Source organism: Ruegeria sp. C10 (assembly GCF_056537805.1).
The window spans coordinates 335,705-355,517 of record NZ_JBQFSC010000004.1; the positions used below are offsets into that span (position 1 = coordinate 335,705).

Below are 19,813 nucleotides of genomic sequence, written 5' to 3' on the forward strand. Positions count from 1 at the left end.
CGGACCCTTGTCCGCAGCCACTTCAGGCTGCGGGCAGGTTCTGTTCTATCGTTTCGAGCGCCCGTGCCAATGCGGCCTCGATGCTCAGGTTTGACGTATCAAGCTGCACGGCGTCATCTGCAGGTTTCATCGGCGCAGTGTTGCGATCCGCGTCACGTGAGTCACGCTCTTTGACATCCGCAAGCACCTGTTCGCGTGACACGTCCGAACCTTTGGCCGAAAGCTCAAGATATCGCCGTTCCGCCCGGACTTCGGGACTGGCGGTGACAAACAGTTTGACCTCAGCGTTTGGGCAAATCACGGTTCCAATATCGCGCCCGTCCAGCACGGCGCCTCCGGCGCGACGGGCAAACGCCCGCTGAAAATCAACGAGTGCGCTTCGGACTTCAGGAATGACCGCAACTTTCGAGGCCGCCTGTGCGATCTCAGCCGTACGCAGATCACCCTGCTGCAATTCTTCTGCTGTCAGGGACCCTGCCGCTGCAACCGGTTCGTCACCTTGCAGCATACGACGCCCCACCGCGCGATAGAGAAGACCGGTATCCAGATGCGCAAACCCGAAATGCGCGGCAACGCCCTTGGAAATCGTCCCCTTGCCCGCCGCCGCAGGGCCGTCGATAGCTACGGTGAATCTCATGTACGCTCGACCTTGGCACCGAGCGCGGCCATCAAAGGCTCAAAAATCGGGAACGACGTTGCGATCGGTCCGCCGTCATCCACCGAAACCGCCTTTTTAGCCCCCATCCCCATGACCATGAACGACATGGCAATGCGGTGGTCCAAGAAGCTTTCGCAGGTCCCACCACCGGGCACACCGCCGATGCCGAGACCGTCGACTGACCACCATTCGTCACCCTCGTTCACGGTCACACCGTTGGCGCGCAGGCCACGGGCCATTGCGTCGATCCGGTCACTTTCCTTGACGCGCAGTTCTTTCACGCCGCCCATCATTGTTGTGCCCGTCGCATTTGCGGCCACAACAGACAGCACCGGGTATTCATCGATCATCGATGCCGCGCGCTCGGGCGGGACATTGATCCCCTTCATGTTGGGCGAGTATTTTGCACGCAGATCGGCAACCGGTTCACCCCCCTCTTCGCGCTTGTTTTCGTAGGTCAGATCGGCACCCATTTCGCGCAGCGTGGTGAACAGGCCTGCGCGGGTTGGGTTCAGGCCGATACCGGGGACCAACACGTCCGAGCCCGGTGTGATCAGTGCGGCACAGACGGGGAAGGCCGCACTGGACGGGTCGCGCGGCACGGCGATGACTTGTGGCTTCAGCTCGGGCCGACCGGTCAGCGTGATAACGCGCCCTTCATCCGTGTCCTCGACCGTGATTTCGGCACCAAAGCCCGCAAGCATCCGTTCGGAATGATCGCGGGTCGCTTCCTTCTCGATCACGATGGTCTTGCCGGGAGCGTTCAGCCCTGCCAGCAGAACGGCGGATTTCACTTGCGCCGAAGGCACAGGCACCTCATAGCGCACCGGGGTGGGGTCCGCAGCTCCGACAATGGTCATCGGCAGACGTCCACCGTCTCGGCCGACAGATTGCGTTCCGAACAGCGCCAGCGGATCGGTGACCCGCGCCATCGGACGTTTGTTCAGGCTCGCATCTCCGGTGAAGGTCGCTGTGATCGGAGAAGTCGCCATCGCCCCCATGATCAGGCGCACGCCAGTGCCCGAATTGCCACAATCGATTACCTGATCTGGTTCGGAAAAACCACCAACGCCTACGCCATGCACCGACCATTCGCCACCGCCATGATCCGATACTTCGGCTCCAAAGGCACGCATGGCCTTAGCGGTGTCCAATACGTCCTCGCCTTCCAGCAGGCCCGATATCTTGGTTTCTCCCACAGCCATTGCCCCCAGGATCAGGGACCGGTGCGAGATCGACTTGTCCCCGGGCACCTCTGCGGTGCCTGTCAGCGGGCCGCAAGGCTGCGACGTCATCGGGATGGGCGTGCCGTGTCCGGACATGGGGGCTCCTGTTTTCGCTATCAGTCCTCAGGCCGATTAGCGAATTGGGGCCGGTTGGTCCAGCGACAATCAGTCTTTGCGGCGGAAGGTCAGGTAATGGGGTGTACGGCCTTCGCGCAGCGCCTTCTGTTCGTAGCGCGTGGAAATCCAGTCATCCCACGGCTCACGCCAGTCGGCAGGGCGCTCGGCCAGCCATTCGAAGCCCGCCCGCGGCACCTCTTCCAGCGTTTGGCGCACATAGTCAGGGATGTCTGTGGCAACGCGAAAGATCGACCCTGGCTTTAACGCGCGCGCCAAGGGCTCCAGGTGTTCAGGTGTGACAAACCGACGGCGGTGATGCCGTGTTTTGGGCCATGGATCGGGATAGAGCAGAAAAGCGCGCGATATGCTGGCTTCTGGCAAAACGTCGAACAAGTCTCGCGCGTCCCCGGGATGTACGGCAAGGTTTTCAACACCGGCCTGACGGATTTTACCCAACAGCATCGCAACACCATTGATATAGGGTTCGGCTCCGATGATGCCGATATCCGGGTTTTGCTGAGCCTGATGCACCAGATGCTCACCGCCGCCAAAGCCGACCTCAAGCCAAACAGGCTTGCCTCTGAATAGACCGTCGAGATCAAGCGGATCGCGTTCAGGATTACCGTCCCAATCCACCGCACCGGGGGACAAGGCAGCAAGATCTTCCGACAGATAAGTCTTTTGACTGGGCTTCAGGGTTTTGCCCTTAAAGCGGCCATAAAAATTTCTGCGCGGGCGTTTTGGGGTCTTTGTACTCATGGCGCAGCCCATACTGCGGGGCTGAAATTGTTGCAAGTGGTCGCCCGCTTGCAAAAAACGCGCCGAAACCGGCGCGTTTTTCTAATTTTTAATCAGACCGCCTGTTTCAGCGCGTCCACTAGATCGGTGCGCTCCCAGCTGAATCCGCCGTCCGCATCGGGTTCACGACCAAAGTGGCCATAAGCAGCGGTCCTCTGATAAATCGGCTTGTTGAGTTGCAGATGTTGGCGAATTCCGCGCGGAGTCAGGTCCATCACCTGCCCAACTGCTTTTTCGATCACTGCATCGGCAATCTGGCCAGTTCCATGCGTGTCGGCATAGATCGATAGGGGCTTTGACACCCCAATCGCATAACTCAACTGAATGGTGCAGCGCTCTGCCATCCCTGCAGCAACGACATTCTTGGCCAGATAACGCGCTGCATAAGCCGCCGAGCGGTCCACCTTGGTTGGATCTTTGCCCGAGAATGCGCCACCACCGTGAGGTGCTGCACCGCCATAAGTGTCGACGATGATCTTGCGACCGGTCAGACCCGCATCACCATCCGGACCGCCGATGACGAACTTGCCCGTGGGATTCACGTGCCATTCGGTTTCGGCGGTCAGCCAGCCGTCAGGGAGGGTTTCACGGATATAGGGCTCGACAATGGCGCGAATATCACCCGAGGTCAGCGCCTCATCCATGTGCTGCGTCGACAGCACGATTGAGCTGACACCGACTGGCGTGCCGTCGCGATAGATAACAGACAACTGTGATTTTGCATCCGGGCCAAGGGCGGGTTCACTACCATTTTTGCGAACTTCAGCGAGACGGCGAAGGATAGCATGCGAGTATTGGATCGGTGCAGGCATAAGCGCTGGCGTCTCGGTCGTGGCATAGCCGAACATAATGCCCTGATCGCCTGCACCTTCGTCTTTGTTATCGGCAGCATCCACGCCTTGCGCGATATGGGCCGACTGCTCGTGCAACAGGTTCGTCACTTCGACGGTTTCGTGGTGAAACTTGTCCTGCTCGTAGCCGATATCTTTGATACATGCCCGCGCGATATCGTCGATATGCGCCATATAATCATGCAACTTGTCCTGATCCGACAGACCCACTTCACCGCCGATTACCACGCGATCCGTGGTGGCAAAAGTTTCGCAGGCAACGCGGGCCTCGGGTTCTTCGCGCAGGAATGCGTCTAGTACTGCATCGGAAATACGATCGCAGACCTTATCCGGGTGTCCTTCGGAAACGGACTCCGAAGTAAAAGTATAATTCTGTCGGGACATGAATGTGCTCCATTAAGTTTACCCCACCACGTCAGGAAGCCGTTGTGACAGGCGTGCGACCGAATACGCTTAGCGTTTGACAGGGTCAATCGGAATTTGGTCGTTTACGCGCCGGGTGTGTCGCCATAGCAGCGCGAATAGCACCAATAGAGCTACTAATACCGGACTATCACCAATTCGGGAATAAACGGTCGGAGTTTGTGGGCGCGGCAATTCGGCGTCGATAAACCCCGCCTGCCCAAGCGCCAGCGCCTCGGTGATCTGCCCCGCTGGGTCAATCATTGCCGAAACTCCGGTATTGGCCGAGCGCAACATCGGCAGGCCTTGTTCGATTGCACGCATCTGCGCCTGGGCGAGGTGCTGATACGGGCCGGAACGCGTTCCGAACCAAGCGTCGTTTGTAATCTGCAAAAGAAAATCCGCACGATCCGGCGCGGATAAAATATCCTGCGTGAAAACCGCCTCGTAGCAGATCAGCGGCAGCGCCTTGCCAAGCACGCCTACATCCATCAATGCGGCACCCGGTCCCGCGCTAAAGCCATTCCCTGTGGTTGCGGCCATCCCGTAGATGCCGAACCTTGCCATCACTTCACCAAATGGCACATATTCCCCAAAGGGCACCAAGTGATGTTTATCGTATAGCCCGTCTTGCTGACCCTCCTCATTTAGATAGATCATCGAGTTATAAATCTGCTGCCCATCTGCACGCTGAATGCCCAGGATCACCGGGGTGCCCTGTGCCGCTTCGCCAATGGCTGAAAGATAGGGCTGTGCGCTGCCCAGCCATGCCGGGACCGACGTTTCCGGCCAGACGATCAGGTCCGGGCGGGGCTCGGCCGCTGTGAATTCAAGTTGGCGTGCGAAAAACACTGACGCATAGGCAGGATCCCATTTCTGGTGCTGGGGTGCATTGGGTTGAATCAGCCGCACGATATGACCAGAGGGCATGACAGGAGGTCGGTTCGCTGCATAGAGCAAAGCCAAGGCCGCACAGCCTGCGGTCAACGCGATAGGTACAACGATGCCGCTTCGGGTACGATTGCTGAACAAGGCTGCGCCCAATGGCAATGCGGCAAGCAGTGTCAGCGCTCCCAATCCATAAGGGCCGACAAGTGACAGAGTCTGGGCAAACGACGTATCCACCCAAATCTGCGCGATGCCTGCCCAAGGAAATCCGGTCAGAATGTAGCCACGCGCAAACTCGACCAGCGCCAGCGTGACAGACAGCAAAGCCCCCTGCAAGACGGGCGCTCCACCGATGCGTTTCGAAACTCCGAAGGCCAACGCCCAGAACAAGGCCAACCCGCCCGACAAGAAGATCAGAGCAAAAGGGGCCATCCACGCATGGCGTTGGAAATCAACCAGAAACGGCTCGATAATCCAGCTTAATGCGTGCGCAAAATAGCCCGTTGCGAAGACCCAACCCAGCAAAACCGCTCGGCGATTTGTCTCAGTGCTCAGATACAACGGCGCTATCAGCACCAGCGACAGCAAGCTTATTGGCCAATATCCCAATGGTGCCTGACCACTGGCCGCTGCGACACCCAACAGCGCCGCCAGCACCAACCGCAGCCAAAAGGGCCACCCCTCGGCAGGGTTCATGCAACAATATCCGGCAGCATGACACGCAACCGTTTTATGCGGCGCGGGTCTGCGTCAATGACCTCGAACTCGGGCCCTTCGGGGTGGCATACAACCTCACCACGCGCCGGAACCCGCCCCGAGAGCATGAAGACCAAACCGCCCAATGTGTCGATCTCTTCTTCGTCTACATCTTCGTGGCTGGTCAGAGAGCGGCCAATCTCGGCCTCGAACTCTTCAAGTGGTACACGCGCCTGAACCACGTAGCAGCCGGGTTTCTCTTGTATCCATAGCTGATCTTCGTCGGCATCATGTTCGTCGGCGATTTCTCCGACAACCTGTTCAATCAGATCTTCGATAGTCAGCAAACCATCGACTCCACCGTATTCATCGATCACCAGAGCCATATGGCGACGTTCTGTCTGCATCTTGGTCAGCAAAACGCCAATTGGCATCGATGGTGGCACGAACAGCAATGTCCGCAGCATCGACCTCAGATCGAACTCGGAGGAGTTGCCGTTAAAGCCATGAGTCAGCGCAAAGTCCCTGAGATGCACAAACCCCAAGGGCGTATCCAAAGTGCCATCGTAAACCGGAATGCGTGACAAGCCGCTGTCGCGGAAAATCTGGACAAGTTCGTCTTTCGGGGTTGTCGAGGGGACCGATACGATTTCGGCTGTTGGGATCGCAACATCTTCGACCCGCATTCTGCGCAGGTTGATCATGCCCCTTGGCTGAGCGCTGACGACCTCTGCCCCGTTTAGCTGGCTGGTCTCTTCGCCCTGAGAAGAAAATACGTCGATGAGTCGAGAAAAAAGCCCGCCTCTCTCGTCGCTGTCATTGCTGCTGTTCTGAGAATGCGCGCCATGCGCCGCCCTAGAACTGCCGTCTGTTTCGCCCATTATCCTGTTCCAAATGATCGGGCAAAGGTGCCCATGTCATACATTATATGGGTCATCTATACCCAGTTTGCCAAGTATCTCGACCTCGACCCTTTCCATCAAAGTGGCGTCGAGGTCACGAATGTGATCATACCCCAGCAAATGTAGTGTACCGTGAACGATCAGATGCGTCACGTGATCGTCGGTGCTTTTGCCGGCTTCAGCTGCTTCGCGCGCGCAGGTGTCATAAGAGATCGCAATGTCGCCCAGCACGATTTCGCCAGTAAAGTCAGGTTGCGGAGCCGGCGGAGTGTCTCCCGCCCGATCCGGGGCCAGTTCTTCGGCAGGCCAGCTGAGGACGTTGGTCGGCGTGGATTTTTCACGAAATTCAGCATTCAACTCAACGATCCGTGCATCATCGCAGCCCAGCAAGCTGATCTCGCATTGATCCGCCTCAAGATCGCAATACTCAAGAACAGCAGCAATTGCGCGCGTGGCCAAAGGCTCCAGCCCGCGCCAGCGATCATCCTCAAGCGTGATTTCCAGATTCATACCTTTGGCTCCGAGCCCAGCTTCAATCGGCGCCTTGAAAGTTAACCGGTTTCGCGCCCCGCATCGGCCTCATACGCCTCGATAATGGCGGCGACAAGCGGATGGCGGACGACATCTTTCGAGGTGAAATAGTTGAAGCTGATATTCGGGATCGTTTTCAGCAACCGTTCGGCATCCTTGAGACCCGACTGCACACCGCGCGGCAGATCAACCTGAGACCGGTCGCCGGTAATAACCATCCGGCTACCTTCACCAAGCCGGGTCAGGAACATCTTCATCTGCATCGTTGTGGCATTCTGCGCCTCGTCCAGCACCACAAATGCATTTGCCAGCGTACGACCGCGCATGAAGGCAAGCGGAGCAATCTCGATCCGCTTTTCTTCGATCAGCTTGGCAAGTTGCTTTCCGGGCAGGAAATCATTCAGCGCGTCATAAAGCGGCTGCATGTAGGGATCGACCTTATCCTTCATGTCACCGGGCAGGTAACCGAGCTTTTCACCGGCCTCGACCGCCGGACGGCTGAGAATGATGCGGTCAACGTGCCCGCCAATGAACATGGACACCCCGACCGCAACGGCCAGATAGGTTTTGCCGGTGCCCGCGGGACCAATGCCAAAGGCCAGTTCGTTGTTGAACAGCGACTGCACATAGGCCTTCTGGGCGTCGGTGCGCGGCTCGACCAGTTTTTTGCGTGTCTTGATCTCGACCGTGCCACCCTTGAACATCTCAAGCTGGTCACCATCGCGCGTGCCAGTTCCGACCTCGGAATTGCCCATGCGCAACTCGCGGTCGACATCTGCGGCTTCCACATCACGCCCACCTTCGAGCCGTGTATAGAGGGCCTGTAGAACCTCAATCGCCTGCTTTTGCGAATCCTCGTCGCCCAGCACGACAAGCTGATTGCCGCGTCGCACAATCTGCACCGAGAGCTTCTGTTCGATATCGGTCAAGTTGCGGTCATACTCTCCGCACAAATCGATCAATAATCTGTTGTCTGGAAATTCAACAAGCGCCTCACGCTGGGGCATGTCATCTTGCGGTGGGGTCAGGGCACCGATGGCCAATCCGTTCTCCTGTCTTGGCGGTTCACCTTGAGCGTAGACAAACTGAAGAGGTAGACGCAAGCGGCAGTTTCAAAATTTGCACACCTCATGACAAATGCGCCGATGAACGCTGAAACAGCCAACTTTAAACGCCAATCGCGCGGATATCAGAATGTATAGTTCAACCCGATCCGCAGTCCGCGATAGCTTGGCGTCGATTTGGTCGAGAATGACGGACCCAGTTCGACCGTTTTTGATTCGAACTGCAGATACTCGATCTCGCCGGTGATCGACCAATTTTCGTTCAGTTTGTGTTCAGCGCCCAAGCTGGCCGAGAAACCTTGTCGGCGGTCCTCGCTCTCAAATCGGCTTGTCCCGCTTGCATCAGTTAGTGAGCCTGACGTGGTGATATCGCCGCGGACATAACCCACAGTCACGAAATAGAGGACACTGCCGCTGCGGTTGGTAAGCCCGTTCCGCAGGCGGATGGACAATACATCCGAGATCGCGGATCTGCCGCTGACCTCTGCCCCACCGGATCGGGACGAGGTGATGTCATCGAGCGTGCCAAAGTCATAGCCGACTTCCAGCCCATACACATAGTCGCGCCCACCTCTGGCTGGCAGAATGCCGCGCCAGCCACCGCGAAAACCTGCGAAATTTCCGCTTGGCTTAAGGTCGCCCGCAGCAAACGTGTCTCCGTCGTTCACGCGCAGGCCAAACTCGTCCGAACCGCCCGAGGCATGTCCGGCGCTGACCCCCAGATAGAACGCATTGACGTCGCGCGCGAAACGCTGAGACGAGATTACGTCGGGCTCAGTGACTTCCCCGACGACATCGCCGGCCAAAGTCGGGGCAGCGCAAGATAGAAACACGACAGTCGCCGACAAAACACGGGAAAGGTTTACACTCGGAAAACGTATCCAGCTCACTACTCGTACCCTCCGCAAAGGCGGGCCGTCAGGCGGGGTCGGTGCGTTTGTCGACACCCAAAATTCGGCCCAGAAAAATCTAGCCTTCCTCGGAACATAGTTCCAAGCCATAAATCAAGGGTTAAATTTCAAGGCGAAAACCCTTTGCGGGCCAGCCACAAGGGATCAGACCAACGCACCACCCAGCGAGTTCGCGCCAGACGATTTTATCCTTACCTTACGTAAGTCGCCGCTCGCGATATCAGCGTCAGCGACGTGAACCGCATGCAGATACTCGGATTTTCCAACCATCTGGCCCGGTTGCCGCCCAGGCTTTTCAAACAGGACATTAACTGTCTTTCCGACCATCGAGTCCTGAATCTCGCGCTGGTGGCGCGTGATCAACCCTTGCAAGCGCTGCAGGCGTGCATCCGCCACTTCGGCCTCGACCTGTGGCCGTTCTGCTGCAGGTGTGCCGGGTCGCGTCGAGTATTTGAAGGAATAGGCGTAGCCGTATTTGACCTCTTCGACCAAATCCAGAGTGGCCTGAAAATCCTCTTCCGTCTCTTCCGGGAAGCCCACGATGAAATCGCCGGACATCAGAATATCGGGGCGCGCTTCTCGGATACGCTCGATCAATCGCAGATAGCTTTCAGCCGTATGGCTGCGGTTCATCCGCTTCAGAATTTTGTCCGACCCCGACTGCACCGGCAAATGCAGATATGGCATCAACTTCTCACAGGTGCCATGCGCTTCGATCAGCGCATCATCCATGTCGTTCGGGTGCGAGGTGGTAAAGCGTATGCGCTCTAGCCCGTCGACCTTGTTCAATTCCCAGATCAGACCGGCAAGGGTCATGTCTCCGTCCGGTCCAGCCCCGTGATAGGCATTGACGTTCTGCCCCAGCAGCGTGATCTCACGCACACCGCGCTCAACCAGATCGCGGGCCTCACGCAGGATGCGATCTGCCGGGCGGCTGACCTCGGCCCCGCGTGTATAGGGCACAACGCAGAAGGCACAGAACTTGTCACACCCCTCCTGCACGGTCAGAAATGCCGTCGGTCCGCGCTTGGCCTTGGGGCGGTTCTTGAGCTTTTCGAATTTGTCTTCTTCGGGGAACTCGGTATCAAGCGCCTTTTCACCCGCGCGCGTCTTCGCCTCCATCTCGGGCAGGCGATGATAGCTTTGCGGCCCCACCACCAGATCGACAAGCGGCTGGCGGCGGATGATTTCCTCGCCTTCGGCCTGAGCGACGCAACCCGCGACACCGATTTTAAGGTCCGGCTTTTCCGCCTTGAGGCCCTTGAAACGGCCCAGTTCGGAATAGACTTTCTCAGCTGCCTTTTCTCGAATGTGGCAGGTATTGAGCAGGATCATATCCGCATCATCGGGCGATTTGGTCTCGACATAGCCCTGCCCGCCCAGCGCTTCGGCCATGCGTTCGCTGTCATAGACGTTCATCTGACAGCCATAGGTCTTGATAAACAGCTTTTTCGGTTCAGACATGGGTTGGCCTTTGCAGTCGCTGGATCGGCGTCGTCTATACGTATCGAACGCCGCTTGCAATGCTGGCGCAATTACCCGAATTTGGCGGGAATTTCCAGCAAGGCGGCAACGAAACCAACGATGCAGTACGAATCCCTTGATCACCTTCTGAATTCCGATCGGTCGATCCTGAGCAAGGGACCCGTGGCACTGATATTTGCCGAAGATGATGTCGAGCTAGAAGGGACGCTGCACCATCATTTGAAGCTGGGGTTCAAATCCGTGATCACATTCCTGCCCCAGGAATTCACGCTGGATGAAGCGCTGGAGGAAAGGGTTCATCGAGTGACGATGACCTGCGCGCCCAGAACCGTCGTATTTGAGGCCGTCAATCGGATCATTCAGGCGGCTCAGGGTGCATGGGTATACTACTGCTACAACTCTGAATATCTGTTCTACCCTTTCTGCGAGACCCGCTCGGTCGGAGAGTTACTGGCCTTCCATTCTGAAGAACGGCGCCAGGCCATGCTGACCCATGTGATCGATCTTTATGCGAATGATCTGACGGCCTATCCAAACGGAGTGGCCCCCGATCACGCAATGCTGGACAAGACCGGATACTACGCCCACACGCGGCATGACGCATCTGGCAAGCCGCTAGAGCGGCAACTGGATATGTCTGGTGGTCTGCGCTGGCGGTTCGAAGATCATATCCCGTATGAACGGCGCCGTATCGATCGGATTTCGCTGTTCAAAGCAAAACCCGATCTGAAACTTCTGCCTGATCACACTTTCAATGAGCCGGAATACAACACCTACGCCTGCCCGTGGCACAACAACCTGACCGCCGCGATCTGTTCGTTCCGGGCGGCCAAAGCATTGAAGACGAACGCCGGATCGACGTTTGATATCTCAAACTTCTGCTGGAACCATTCAACTCCGTTCGAGTGGGACTCGCGCCAATTGCTGGATCTGGGCCTGATCGAATCGGGCCAGTGGTTCTAGGTTCTAACGCTGTAGCAGAACTGGGAACCAGTCCTCGCGCAGCCGCTGCCCCGGCACCATTTCATGTCCCGGAAATGGCGGCGAAGTCCGGCCTGGACGCTCGACATAACGTGCATCATCACCAACCAATCGCAGCGAAAATGCCCTGCGTCGGCTATCGGAAGTATTGCCTCGGGCCCCGTGTAGCGTGCGATAGTTGAAGGCCACTGCGTCACCGGGCTCCATTTCAAATTCTACAATCTTCATCCCTTCGGCATCTGGGTCCGGAATCGGCATGTACTGCCCCTCGTCGGGGAAGAAACCTTCTTCCGAGACCCAGCGGGTAGGCAGCACTTCTTTTTCCCAGCGGTGCGAACCGGCAACGCAGCGCAAAGTCGCTTGTTTCACCGGATCCAACGGTGACCAGAAGCTGATATTCTGTTGACCATCCACAAAATAGTACGGCCCATCCTGATGCCACGGCGTTGTCATTGAGGTTCCGGGTTCCTTCACCAGAACATGGTCATGGAACATTTGCACGGATTGCGACTGCATGAGATCGGCCGCTACTTCAGCAGCAGGAGATTTTTCGATCACTTCACGAAACTGCGGGATACGGGACCAGTTGCAATAGTCGTCAAAAAAACGGCCGGTTTCGCCATCTTTCCTGTTCTCCGAAGCATAAGGACCCGGCTCGGCCATATTCGCGGCAACCCCGGCCCGTAGGGTTTCAATATGATCGGCGAACAGGCTTTTGACCAACACAACGCCGTCCGTCTGGAAGTTGTCGATCATGGCCTGAGAAACAAGAGGGTGAGTCATTGCGGTCTCCTTAGATTTGTCGCCCGATCTGCGCATGAATAAGACATCTGTTCAAATCATATCTTTCAATTTAGGTATTAACTCTATGTTATACCTCACTCTACGCCAATACGAATATGTTTGCGCCATCGGTCGGCATGGCAGCCTGTCTGCTGCGGCACAACGCCTAAATGTCTCGCAACCTGCCTTGTCCAATGCGCTGACCCGGGTCGAATCACGTTTGGGATATCCACTGTTTGCCCGAAGACGGGGTGCCGCGATGGCGCTGACCCCGCAGGGCCGCAAATTCATCGAAGAGGCCGAGGCCTTGTTGAAGCGAGCTGCGCTTTTGGAACAGTCAAAGCAGCCGATAACCGGCGAACGCCGATTGCGCCTGGGATGCTTTGTCGATCTGGCACCCTTTCTTCTGGCCCAATCTCTGCACCGCCTGCAAGAAGCTTTGCCCGACGTCGCCCTGACACACGGGGTTGAGACGTTCGAAGGCCTGATTTCCGGCTTGATCGATGGCAGATACGATTTTGCACTCACCTATGACCTCGGCATGGATGCCGGTTTTTCCTGCAAGAAGTTGTTCGACAGCACTCCACACGCTCTGCTTTCACCTGATCATACACTGGCGGCGGCCAATCAGCTCACCCTGACCGAGCTAGCGTCATATCCACTGATTCTGTCTAAAGAGGGTTTGTCTGCACAGCATGTACTCGCGCTTTTTAGACGCAAAGGTCTGAACCCCACAATCTCGCACCGAGCGGAATCATTGGAGCTTTCGCGCAGTCTGGCCGCTCATGGGGAAGGCATCGGGATAAGCTATACCAGCCCTAAAAACGGCTTCAGTTATGATCAGGTCCGCGTGATAAGCCTGCCGATCACCGATCCAGATGCAACCGAATCTGTTGTATTGGCACGGCATGGCACGGGGCCGACAGATCCGATGATCACGCAGGCTGAGCATGCGTTGGTTACGTTGTTGTGTAAGGATTAGAGGTTACTTCTTCCGCAGGCGGATCACCACATCGACCGATGCGATTTCGACGCCTTCAGGAGCTTCCGGCAATTGTTGGATCACCAATTGGTCGGATGGTGCATCGCTCAGACGGCTTTCGTCTTCCCAATAGAAATGCGGATGGTCATGCGTGTTGGTGTCGAAGTAGCTTTTGGACCCGTCAACAGTGATCTCTTGAAGCACCCCGGCATCGCAAAACGCCCGCAATGTGTTGTATACGGTCGCCAGCGAAACCGCGTCACCTTTGGCTTTTGCGGATTCAAACAGGCTTTCCGCTGTCACATGACGATGCAGACCGTCGCCCACAAGCAATTCGGCCAAAGCAACCCTTTGGCGCGTGGGGCGCAAACCTGCGTCAACCAACCAATTTGCAGCGATCTCACGGCTCTGAGGTGTCATGAATCCGATACCTGTGTTTTGCTGCCCTTAATATAAGTGCGCCCTGCCTGCAATTTCAAATGAAATTCATTCGCAAAGAATATTGTAGTCACAACAAGATATGGAGTGCTGGTCTTGCAGGACCTTGCATACGGGTGATAGACGAGGCCAGATGTAATAAACGGACCCAGGCAGGAGAGGCGGCAGAATGGCCCAATTCCCGAGCAGTTTTGACAAGGACGATCTGCTGAAATGCGCCCGCGGCGAACTATTTGGCCCTGGCAACGCGCAGTTGCCGGCTCCGCCGATGTTGATGATGGACCGCATTACCGAGATTTCCGGCGACGGTGGAGCGCATGGCAAGGGTCATGTGCTGGCCGAATTCGATATCACACCTGAGCTTTGGTTCTTTGACTGCCATTTCCCTGGCAATCCGATCATGCCCGGCTGTCTGGGCCTGGACGGTTTGTGGCAACTGACCGGCTTCAACCTCGGCTGGCGCGGCTGGCAAGGACGTGGCATGGCCGTTGGCGTCGGAGAGGTCAAGTTGACCGGCATGGTGCGCCCGGACCGGAAGATGCTGACCTATAAGATTGATTTCAAAAAGGCGATCCAGACGCGCCGCCTGACCATGGGTGTGGCAGATGGCATCGTCGAAGCCGATGGCGAATTGATATACGACGTCAAGGATATGAAGGTCGTTCTGTCAGACGCCTGAGCCTGACCGGCCGCAATAAGGAGTACGCACATGCGTCGAGTAGTCGTCACCGGTCTGGGGGTTGTGTCCTCGATCGGGAACAATGCCGAAGAGGTGCTCGCCTCGCTCAAAGCAGGCAAATCCGGCATCGTAGCAAGCGAACAAATGGTCGAGCACGGCTTTCGCAGCCAAATCGCCGGTTCGCTGAAAATCGATGTGGCCGATCACGTGGACAAGCGGACCCTGCGGTTCATGGGTCCGGGTGCTGCCTATGCCCATATCGCGATGAATCAGGCCATCGCGGACGCCGGGCTGACCGAAGATCAGGTGGTCAATCCGCGCACAGGTCTGGTGGCCGGTTCGGGTGGACCATCGACCAGCGCGATGTTGACCGCGCACCAAACCGTGCTGAAAACCGGCGCAACCAAACGGATCGGCCCGTTTGCAGTGCCAAAGTGCATGTGTTCGACGATTTCTGCGAACTTGGCGACCGCGTTCAAAATCAAAGGTATCAACTACTCGATCACCTCGGCCTGCTCGACCTCGCTGCACTGCATCGGCAATGCGGCTGAACAGATCATGCTGGGCAAGCAGGATGTGATGTTCGCGGGCGGCGGAGAAGAGCTGGACTGGACCCTGTCCTGCCTGTTCGACGCGATGGGTGCGATGTCGTCCAAGTACAACGACACACCTGATAAAGCCTCGCGCGCATTCGATCAGAACCGCGACGGATTTGTGATTTCCGGCGGTGGCGGCATCGTGGTTTTGGAAGACCTCGAGCATGCGCTGGCGCGCGGTGCGAAAATCTATGCCGAAGTAACCGGCTATGCCGCGACATCTGATGGGCACGACATGGTGGCACCATCCGGCGAAGGCGGCGAGCGCGCGATGCGTCTGGCGCTGTCGACCGTGCCCGAAGGCCGCAAGGTCGGCTATATCAATGCCCACGGCACCTCGACCCCAGTGGGCGACGTCGGAGAAGTCGAAGCCGTACGCCGTATCTTTGGTGAAGGCAGTGTGCCTCCGATTTCATCGACAAAATCGATGACCGGTCACGCGCAAGGCGCAGCGGGGGCGCTTGAGGCGATCTTCTGCCTGCTCATGCTGGAACATGATTTCATTACTCCGTCGATCAATGTCGACACACTTGCCGACGGCATCCTGCCCGGTGAAATTGCAACTCAAGTGGTTGAAAACGCAGGCTTGGACAGCGTGATGACCAATAGCTTCGGCTTTGGCGGCACCAACGGATCCATGGTTCTGTCGAAGTATAACGGGTGAACAAGATGTCGGATATTCTCAAGGGTAAACGCGGCCTGATCATGGGCGTGGCTAATGACCGCTCTATCGCGTGGGGCATCGCCAAAGCCATGCACGAAGCGGGCGCTGAGCTGGCTTTCACCTATCAGGGCGAGGCGTTTGGCAAACGGCTTGAACCGCTGGCCCAAAGCTTGGGCAGCGACTTCATGGTCGATGCGGATGTGACCGATGATGATTCACTGGATCGCGCGTTTGGCGAGTTGTCCGCCCGCTGGCCAACAATAGATTTTGTTGTCCACGCTATCGCTTATTCGGACAAGTCCGAACTGACCGGTCGATTCTTGAACACCACGCGGGCAAACTTCAAACACTCGCTGGATGTGTCGGCCTATTCGTTCATCGAAGTTGCCCGTCGCGCTTATCCGCTGATGAAGGACAATGGCGGCACATTGTTGACCCTGACCTATCAAGGATCGAACAAGGTTGTACCAAACTACAATGTCATGGGCGTCGCCAAGGCTGCGCTGGAATCGGCGACGCGCTATCTGGCGAACGATCTGGGCCCCGAGGGTATTCGCGTGAACGCCATCTCGCCCGGCCCGATGAAAACATTGGCAGGTGCGGCTATTGGTGGTGCACGCAAGACCTACAAGTTCTGCGACCAGAACGCACCGATGCGTTCGAATGCCACGCTGGAGGCCGTCGGAGGCACCGCTGTGTATCTTGCGTCCGACGCCGGCAGCTATACTTCGGGTGAGATCATCCGCGTCGACGGCGGGTATCATATTTTGGGCATGCCCCAGCCAGAGGCCATGTGACCATATCTTTCCCTGCGGCTGCCAAGATTTGAACATCTTTGCCCCGCAGGGATTACGATATGAGCAAACTTGAACAGATCCTTGCGAGCAACGCGCGCTCGCCAGCTTTGAAACGCAAATCAGGAAGCGGACGTGCGCGTCTTTTGCTGCTGATTCTCACATCGCTGCTGATTGCCTTTGTGTTTCTGACCCAACCGCCCGTGCGCGATGCGATTGAGCCGTTGTTGTCACATATCCCGGGCCTTTGATCCAATCAGCATCAGTTGATCGAAACGATTTCGATATCGAAGACCAGATCTTGCCCCGCTAGTGGATGATTTGCATCCAAGGTCACTGTCGCCTCATCTACCTCGACGACAGTCACTGGCAATACCTGACCGTCAGGAGTTTGCATCTGTAACTGCGTGCCGGGTTCAAGCGGAATGTCATCCGGGATGCCTTCACGCGGGATCTGCTGCCGCATGCCCGGATTGATCGGGCCATAGGCGTCAACGCAATCGATCTCGACACGCTTTTTCTCGCCAATCTCCATGCCCGGCAGGGCAGCGTCCAGACCGGGTATGATCTGCCCGGAACCAACCGCAAACTCCAACGGATCGCGCCCCTCGGAACTGTCGAAGACTTTGCCGTCCAGCAGAGTTCCGGTGTAGTGGATGCGAACCGTGTCGCCTTGTTTGATTGCGGTCATGATGGCCTCCGGCCTGAAAAGAAATGAACGGCGCAGCCTAGAGGCTGACACAGCATTGTAAACCCTGCCCTCTTTAACCCCGGAACCGGTTGTGTTTACCTGCGCCCGATCAGGGGAGGATCGGATGGCTATCACCACGTGTGTATTCGACGCTTATGGCACTCTGTTTGACGTGGCCGCCGCCGCAAGGCAGGCCGCAGCGGAACCGGAGTTCGAAACGTTGGCTGATAAATGGCCCGAGTTGGCCAATCACTGGCGTTTAAAGCAACTGCAATATACTTGGTTGCGTGCTGTCGCTGATGCGCATTGTGACTTTTGGGATGTCACGCAAGATGGGCTGGATTGGGCCTTGGAAGCGGTAGGCCTTCAGGGGGATAACACCCTTCGGCAGCGTCTGCTCGATTTGTATTGGGAATTGCAGGCCTATCCCGAGGTCCCCGATATGTTGAAGGCGCTGAAGGCCGGTGGGTTGCAGACCGCCATCCTATCCAACGGTTCACCCCCGATGCTGAACGGGGCGGTGCAGTCTGCCGGGATCGGTGATGTGCTGGATGATGTTCTGTCGGTCGAAAGCGTGGGGGTCTTCAAACCCCATGCCAGCGTATACGATCTGGTGCAGAACCGCTTCGGCTGCGCGCGTGATGAAGTGCTGTTCGTCAGCTCAAACGGGTGGGACGCTGCCGGGGCAAGCGGCTATGGATTTGTCACAGCTTGGGTCAACCGCGCTGGCGAGCCAATGGACCGTCTGCCGTGGAAACCTGCACATGTGCTGCCAGACCTGACGACGATCCCTCAATTGGCAGGGCTTTGATGGCATATTTCACCACCTCGGACGGCAAACGCCTGTACTATGAAGATACCGGCACGGGCCATCCTCTGCTTTGCTTGGCTGGCTTGACGCGCAACTGCCGCGACTTTTCATTTCTTGCGCCACATATGCGTGATCTTCGTATGATTGCGATGGATTATCGCGGGCGCGGCAAGTCCGATTTTGATGCGAACTACATGAATTATAACATCCTGCGCGAGGGGCTGGATGCGGTTGATCTGCTGGATCAACTGGGCTTGGAAAAGGTGACCCTGTTGGGCACATCACGCGGAGGGCTGATCGCCATGGCCTTGGCCGCCAGCCATCCTGACCGGCTGGCAGGTGTGATATTAAATGACGTTGGCCCGGTAATCGAACCCGCCGGCATTGCCAAGATTATGGACTATGTCGGCAATCCCCCAAGTTCACAATCCTATGATGAGGCTGCGCAGGTCCTGCAAACGATGATGGCGCCACAGTTCCCGGGCATCGCTCAGGACGTCTGGAAACTGCAGGTAGAACATCAATACATTCAAACCGATACCGGGCTACAGCTGCGTTATGACCCCGCATTGCGACAAGCGCTGATCGAGCAGGCCGCCATCACCCCGGCACCGGACCTGTGGCCTTTGTTCGACGCCCTGCGTACGATCCCCACCGGTGTGATCCGCGGCGCAAACTCTGACCTTTTAAGCGCGGCCACAGTGCAAATGATGCACGCACACCACCCCGAATTGATCTCGACCGAAGTGCCGGGCCGAGGACATGTCCCGTTCCTGAACGAGCCTCAATCCCTAGACCTGATCCGCAAGATACTGGACGCCAAATGAGCAACATAGACATGATCGAAGCCGCCGCCGAGCGGCTGAAAGGTCACGTGCGCGAGACACCACTTCTGTCATCGCCTTTCCTGGATGAAATCGCGGGTCGCCGCGTTCTGATCAAACCCGAATGCCTGCAACACACCGGCAGCTTCAAATCTCGCGGCGCGTGGTCAGCTATTTCGGCATTAGATGAGGCGGCGCGCAATCGGGGCGTCATCGCCTATTCCTCGGGCAATCACGCGCAGGGTGTTGCTTATGCGGCGGCACAGCATGGAATCTCGTCCGTCATCGTCATGCCGTCGGATGCGCCAAAGCTGAAAATTGAAAACACCCGCGCGCTGGGCGGTGAGGTCGTCCTTTATAACCGCGCCAGCGAAAGCCGCGAAGACATCGGCGAGGCATTGGCTGCCGAGCGCGGTTTGACCTTGATCCGGCCTTATGACGAACCGCAAGTGATCGCTGGCCAGGGAACAACGGGACTGGAGCTGGCGCGTCAGGCACGGGCGCTGGGCGTGACCGAAGGTGACGTGCTGATCTGCTGTGGCGGCGGCGGGCTGACATCTGGTATAGCGCTGGCATTAGAGCGTCACGCGCCCGGTCTGCGCCCTCGTCCATGCGAGCCTGAAGGGTTCGAAGACGTGAAACGCTCGCTGGCAAGCGGGACGATCCAAAGCAACGACGCTACTTCGGGAAATATCTGCGACGCAATCCTGACGCCACAGCCGGGGCAGATTACCTTTCCCATCCTACAGCGGCTTTGCGGCCCTGGTCTGTCGGTATCTGAACAGGAATCACTACGCGCCATGGCCCTTGCGTTTCTGCGTCTGAAGATCGTGCTGGAACCGGGCGGAGCTGTTTCGCTGGCCTCCGCCCTGTTTCGCAAGGATCAGATTGATGGGGATGCGGTGATCGTAGTCGCCTCGGGCGGCAACGTGGATCCGCAGATCTTTGAACGGGCGTTGGAATTCCTTACCTGACAATCGCTTACAGCCGGTGCAAAATCCGGTCGTAGTCGTTTTAACCGACACCCTGAGCAGACGGGGA

The 19,813-nt window shown here is 57.3% G+C and carries 22 protein-coding genes and 1 riboswitch; of the genes, 9 read left to right on the forward strand and 13 right to left on the reverse strand.

The annotated features are described in order from the left end of the window. Nucleotides 1-22 precede the first annotated feature (22 nt). The 10 genes from cmk to miaB all read right to left on the reverse strand — a co-directional run bounded on the left by cmk (nt 23) and on the right by miaB (nt 10,508). Nucleotides 23-637 (reverse strand): (d)CMP kinase, encoded by a 615-nt coding sequence (cmk, locus tag ACR0DE_RS17995; protein ID WP_170397526.1) that lies wholly within the window; start codon nt 635-637, stop codon nt 23-25. Continuing rightward, nucleotides 634-1,980 (reverse strand): 3-phosphoshikimate 1-carboxyvinyltransferase, encoded by a 1,347-nt coding sequence (aroA, locus tag ACR0DE_RS18000; protein ID WP_480754587.1) that lies wholly within the window; start codon nt 1,978-1,980, stop codon nt 634-636. Before aroA ends, cmk begins: the two co-directional genes overlap by 4 nt. A gap of 69 nt (nt 1,981-2,049) precedes the next feature. Continuing rightward, nucleotides 2,050-2,760, reverse strand: coding sequence for a tRNA (guanosine(46)-N7)-methyltransferase TrmB (gene trmB, locus ACR0DE_RS18005; RefSeq protein WP_480754589.1), 711 nt, complete (start codon nt 2,758-2,760; stop codon nt 2,050-2,052). 92 nt (nt 2,761-2,852) lie between these two features. After that, nucleotides 2,853-4,034, reverse strand: coding sequence for a methionine adenosyltransferase (gene metK, locus ACR0DE_RS18010; RefSeq protein WP_170511314.1), 1,182 nt, complete (start codon nt 4,032-4,034; stop codon nt 2,853-2,855). A gap of 5 nt (nt 4,035-4,039) precedes the next feature. Then, a riboswitch (SAM-SAH riboswitch) is annotated at nt 4,040-4,088 on the reverse strand. Between the two features lie 15 nt (nt 4,089-4,103). Further along, on the reverse strand, nt 4,104-5,636 hold the full coding sequence (lnt, locus tag ACR0DE_RS18015; protein ID WP_480754592.1) for an apolipoprotein N-acyltransferase: 1,533 nt from the start codon (nt 5,634-5,636) through the stop codon (nt 4,104-4,106). Next, the gene (locus tag ACR0DE_RS18020; RefSeq protein ID WP_170397541.1) at nt 5,633-6,517 is read right to left on the reverse strand and encodes a hemolysin family protein; all 885 of its coding nucleotides are present in this window, start codon (nt 6,515-6,517) and stop codon (nt 5,633-5,635) included. The genes lnt and ACR0DE_RS18020 overlap by 4 nt, the downstream gene beginning before the upstream one ends. Nucleotides 6,518-6,553: 36 nt before the next feature. Next, complete coding sequence (gene ybeY / locus ACR0DE_RS18025; RefSeq protein ID WP_170511310.1) at nt 6,554-7,048, reverse strand: rRNA maturation RNase YbeY; 495 nt, start codon at nt 7,046-7,048, stop codon at nt 6,554-6,556. Between the two features lie 41 nt (nt 7,049-7,089). After that, complete coding sequence (locus ACR0DE_RS18030) at nt 7,090-8,112, reverse strand: PhoH family protein (protein WP_170404555.1); 1,023 nt, start codon at nt 8,110-8,112, stop codon at nt 7,090-7,092. A gap of 146 nt (nt 8,113-8,258) precedes the next feature. Beyond that, the gene (locus ACR0DE_RS18035) at nt 8,259-9,023 is read right to left on the reverse strand and encodes an outer membrane protein (RefSeq protein ID WP_170511305.1); all 765 of its coding nucleotides are present in this window, start codon (nt 9,021-9,023) and stop codon (nt 8,259-8,261) included. A 165-nt stretch (nt 9,024-9,188) separates the two neighbouring features. Beyond that, nucleotides 9,189-10,508: a tRNA (N6-isopentenyl adenosine(37)-C2)-methylthiotransferase MiaB gene (gene miaB, locus ACR0DE_RS18040; RefSeq protein WP_170626509.1), complete on the reverse strand. Its 1,320-nt coding sequence runs from the start codon at nt 10,506-10,508 to the stop codon at nt 9,189-9,191. 120 nt (nt 10,509-10,628) lie between these two features. On the opposite strand from miaB, the gene ACR0DE_RS18045 reads away from it, so the two are divergent. Beyond that, nucleotides 10,629-11,492 (forward strand): hypothetical protein, encoded by an 864-nt coding sequence (locus tag ACR0DE_RS18045; RefSeq protein WP_480754594.1) that lies wholly within the window; start codon nt 10,629-10,631, stop codon nt 11,490-11,492. 3 nt (nt 11,493-11,495) lie between these two features. Here ACR0DE_RS18045 and ACR0DE_RS18050 read toward each other — a convergent pair whose 3' ends face one another. Next, nucleotides 11,496-12,293 (reverse strand): phytanoyl-CoA dioxygenase family protein, encoded by a 798-nt coding sequence (locus tag ACR0DE_RS18050; protein ID WP_480754597.1) that lies wholly within the window; start codon nt 12,291-12,293, stop codon nt 11,496-11,498. A gap of 85 nt (nt 12,294-12,378) precedes the next feature. Between ACR0DE_RS18050 and ACR0DE_RS18055 the strand changes: the two genes are divergently transcribed. Beyond that, complete coding sequence (locus ACR0DE_RS18055; RefSeq protein ID WP_480754599.1) at nt 12,379-13,275, forward strand: LysR family transcriptional regulator; 897 nt, start codon at nt 12,379-12,381, stop codon at nt 13,273-13,275. Nucleotides 13,276-13,278: 3 nt separating this feature from the next. Here the strand turns inward: ACR0DE_RS18055 and irrA are convergent, their stop codons facing one another. Then, nucleotides 13,279-13,695 carry an iron response transcriptional regulator IrrA gene (gene irrA, locus ACR0DE_RS18060; RefSeq protein WP_170397577.1) on the reverse strand — a complete coding sequence of 139 codons (417 nt, stop codon included), beginning with the start codon at nt 13,693-13,695 and terminating at the stop codon, nt 13,279-13,281. Nucleotides 13,696-13,882: 187 nt separating this feature from the next. Between irrA and fabA the strand changes: the two genes are divergently transcribed. Genes fabA through ACR0DE_RS18080 form a run of 4 tightly spaced genes read left to right on the forward strand, consistent with a single transcriptional unit; the run spans nt 13,883 to nt 16,697 of the window. After that, the gene (gene fabA, locus ACR0DE_RS18065; protein WP_170397581.1) at nt 13,883-14,392 is read left to right on the forward strand and encodes a bifunctional 3-hydroxydecanoyl-ACP dehydratase/trans-2-decenoyl-ACP isomerase; all 510 of its coding nucleotides are present in this window, start codon (nt 13,883-13,885) and stop codon (nt 14,390-14,392) included. Between the two features lie 30 nt (nt 14,393-14,422). Then, the gene (fabB, locus tag ACR0DE_RS18070; RefSeq protein WP_170397584.1) at nt 14,423-15,652 is read left to right on the forward strand and encodes a beta-ketoacyl-ACP synthase I; all 1,230 of its coding nucleotides are present in this window, start codon (nt 14,423-14,425) and stop codon (nt 15,650-15,652) included. Between the two features lie 5 nt (nt 15,653-15,657). Beyond that, nucleotides 15,658-16,449, forward strand: coding sequence for an enoyl-ACP reductase FabI (locus ACR0DE_RS18075; protein ID WP_170397587.1), 792 nt, complete (start codon nt 15,658-15,660; stop codon nt 16,447-16,449). 59 nt (nt 16,450-16,508) lie between these two features. Beyond that, nucleotides 16,509-16,697, forward strand: coding sequence for a hypothetical protein (locus ACR0DE_RS18080; protein WP_170511296.1), 189 nt, complete (start codon nt 16,509-16,511; stop codon nt 16,695-16,697). 11 nt (nt 16,698-16,708) lie between these two features. Here ACR0DE_RS18080 and ACR0DE_RS18085 read toward each other — a convergent pair whose 3' ends face one another. After that, on the reverse strand, nt 16,709-17,137 hold the full coding sequence (locus ACR0DE_RS18085; protein WP_480754601.1) for an FKBP-type peptidyl-prolyl cis-trans isomerase: 429 nt from the start codon (nt 17,135-17,137) through the stop codon (nt 16,709-16,711). A gap of 124 nt (nt 17,138-17,261) precedes the next feature. On the opposite strand from ACR0DE_RS18085, the gene ACR0DE_RS18090 reads away from it, so the two are divergent. From ACR0DE_RS18090 to ACR0DE_RS18100, 3 genes are read left to right on the forward strand one after another with little or no spacing between them, the layout of a single operon-like run. Continuing rightward, the gene (locus tag ACR0DE_RS18090) at nt 17,262-17,948 is read left to right on the forward strand and encodes a haloacid dehalogenase type II (protein WP_480754604.1); all 687 of its coding nucleotides are present in this window, start codon (nt 17,262-17,264) and stop codon (nt 17,946-17,948) included. Then, nucleotides 17,948-18,775, forward strand: coding sequence for an alpha/beta fold hydrolase (locus tag ACR0DE_RS18095; protein ID WP_480754606.1), 828 nt, complete (start codon nt 17,948-17,950; stop codon nt 18,773-18,775). The genes ACR0DE_RS18090 and ACR0DE_RS18095 overlap by 1 nt, the downstream gene beginning before the upstream one ends. Beyond that, a complete protein-coding gene (locus ACR0DE_RS18100) occupies nt 18,772-19,746 on the forward strand; it encodes a threonine ammonia-lyase (RefSeq protein WP_480754608.1) in 975 nt (324 codons plus the stop codon). The genes ACR0DE_RS18095 and ACR0DE_RS18100 overlap by 4 nt, the downstream gene beginning before the upstream one ends. Nucleotides 19,747-19,813: the final 67 nt, after the last annotated feature.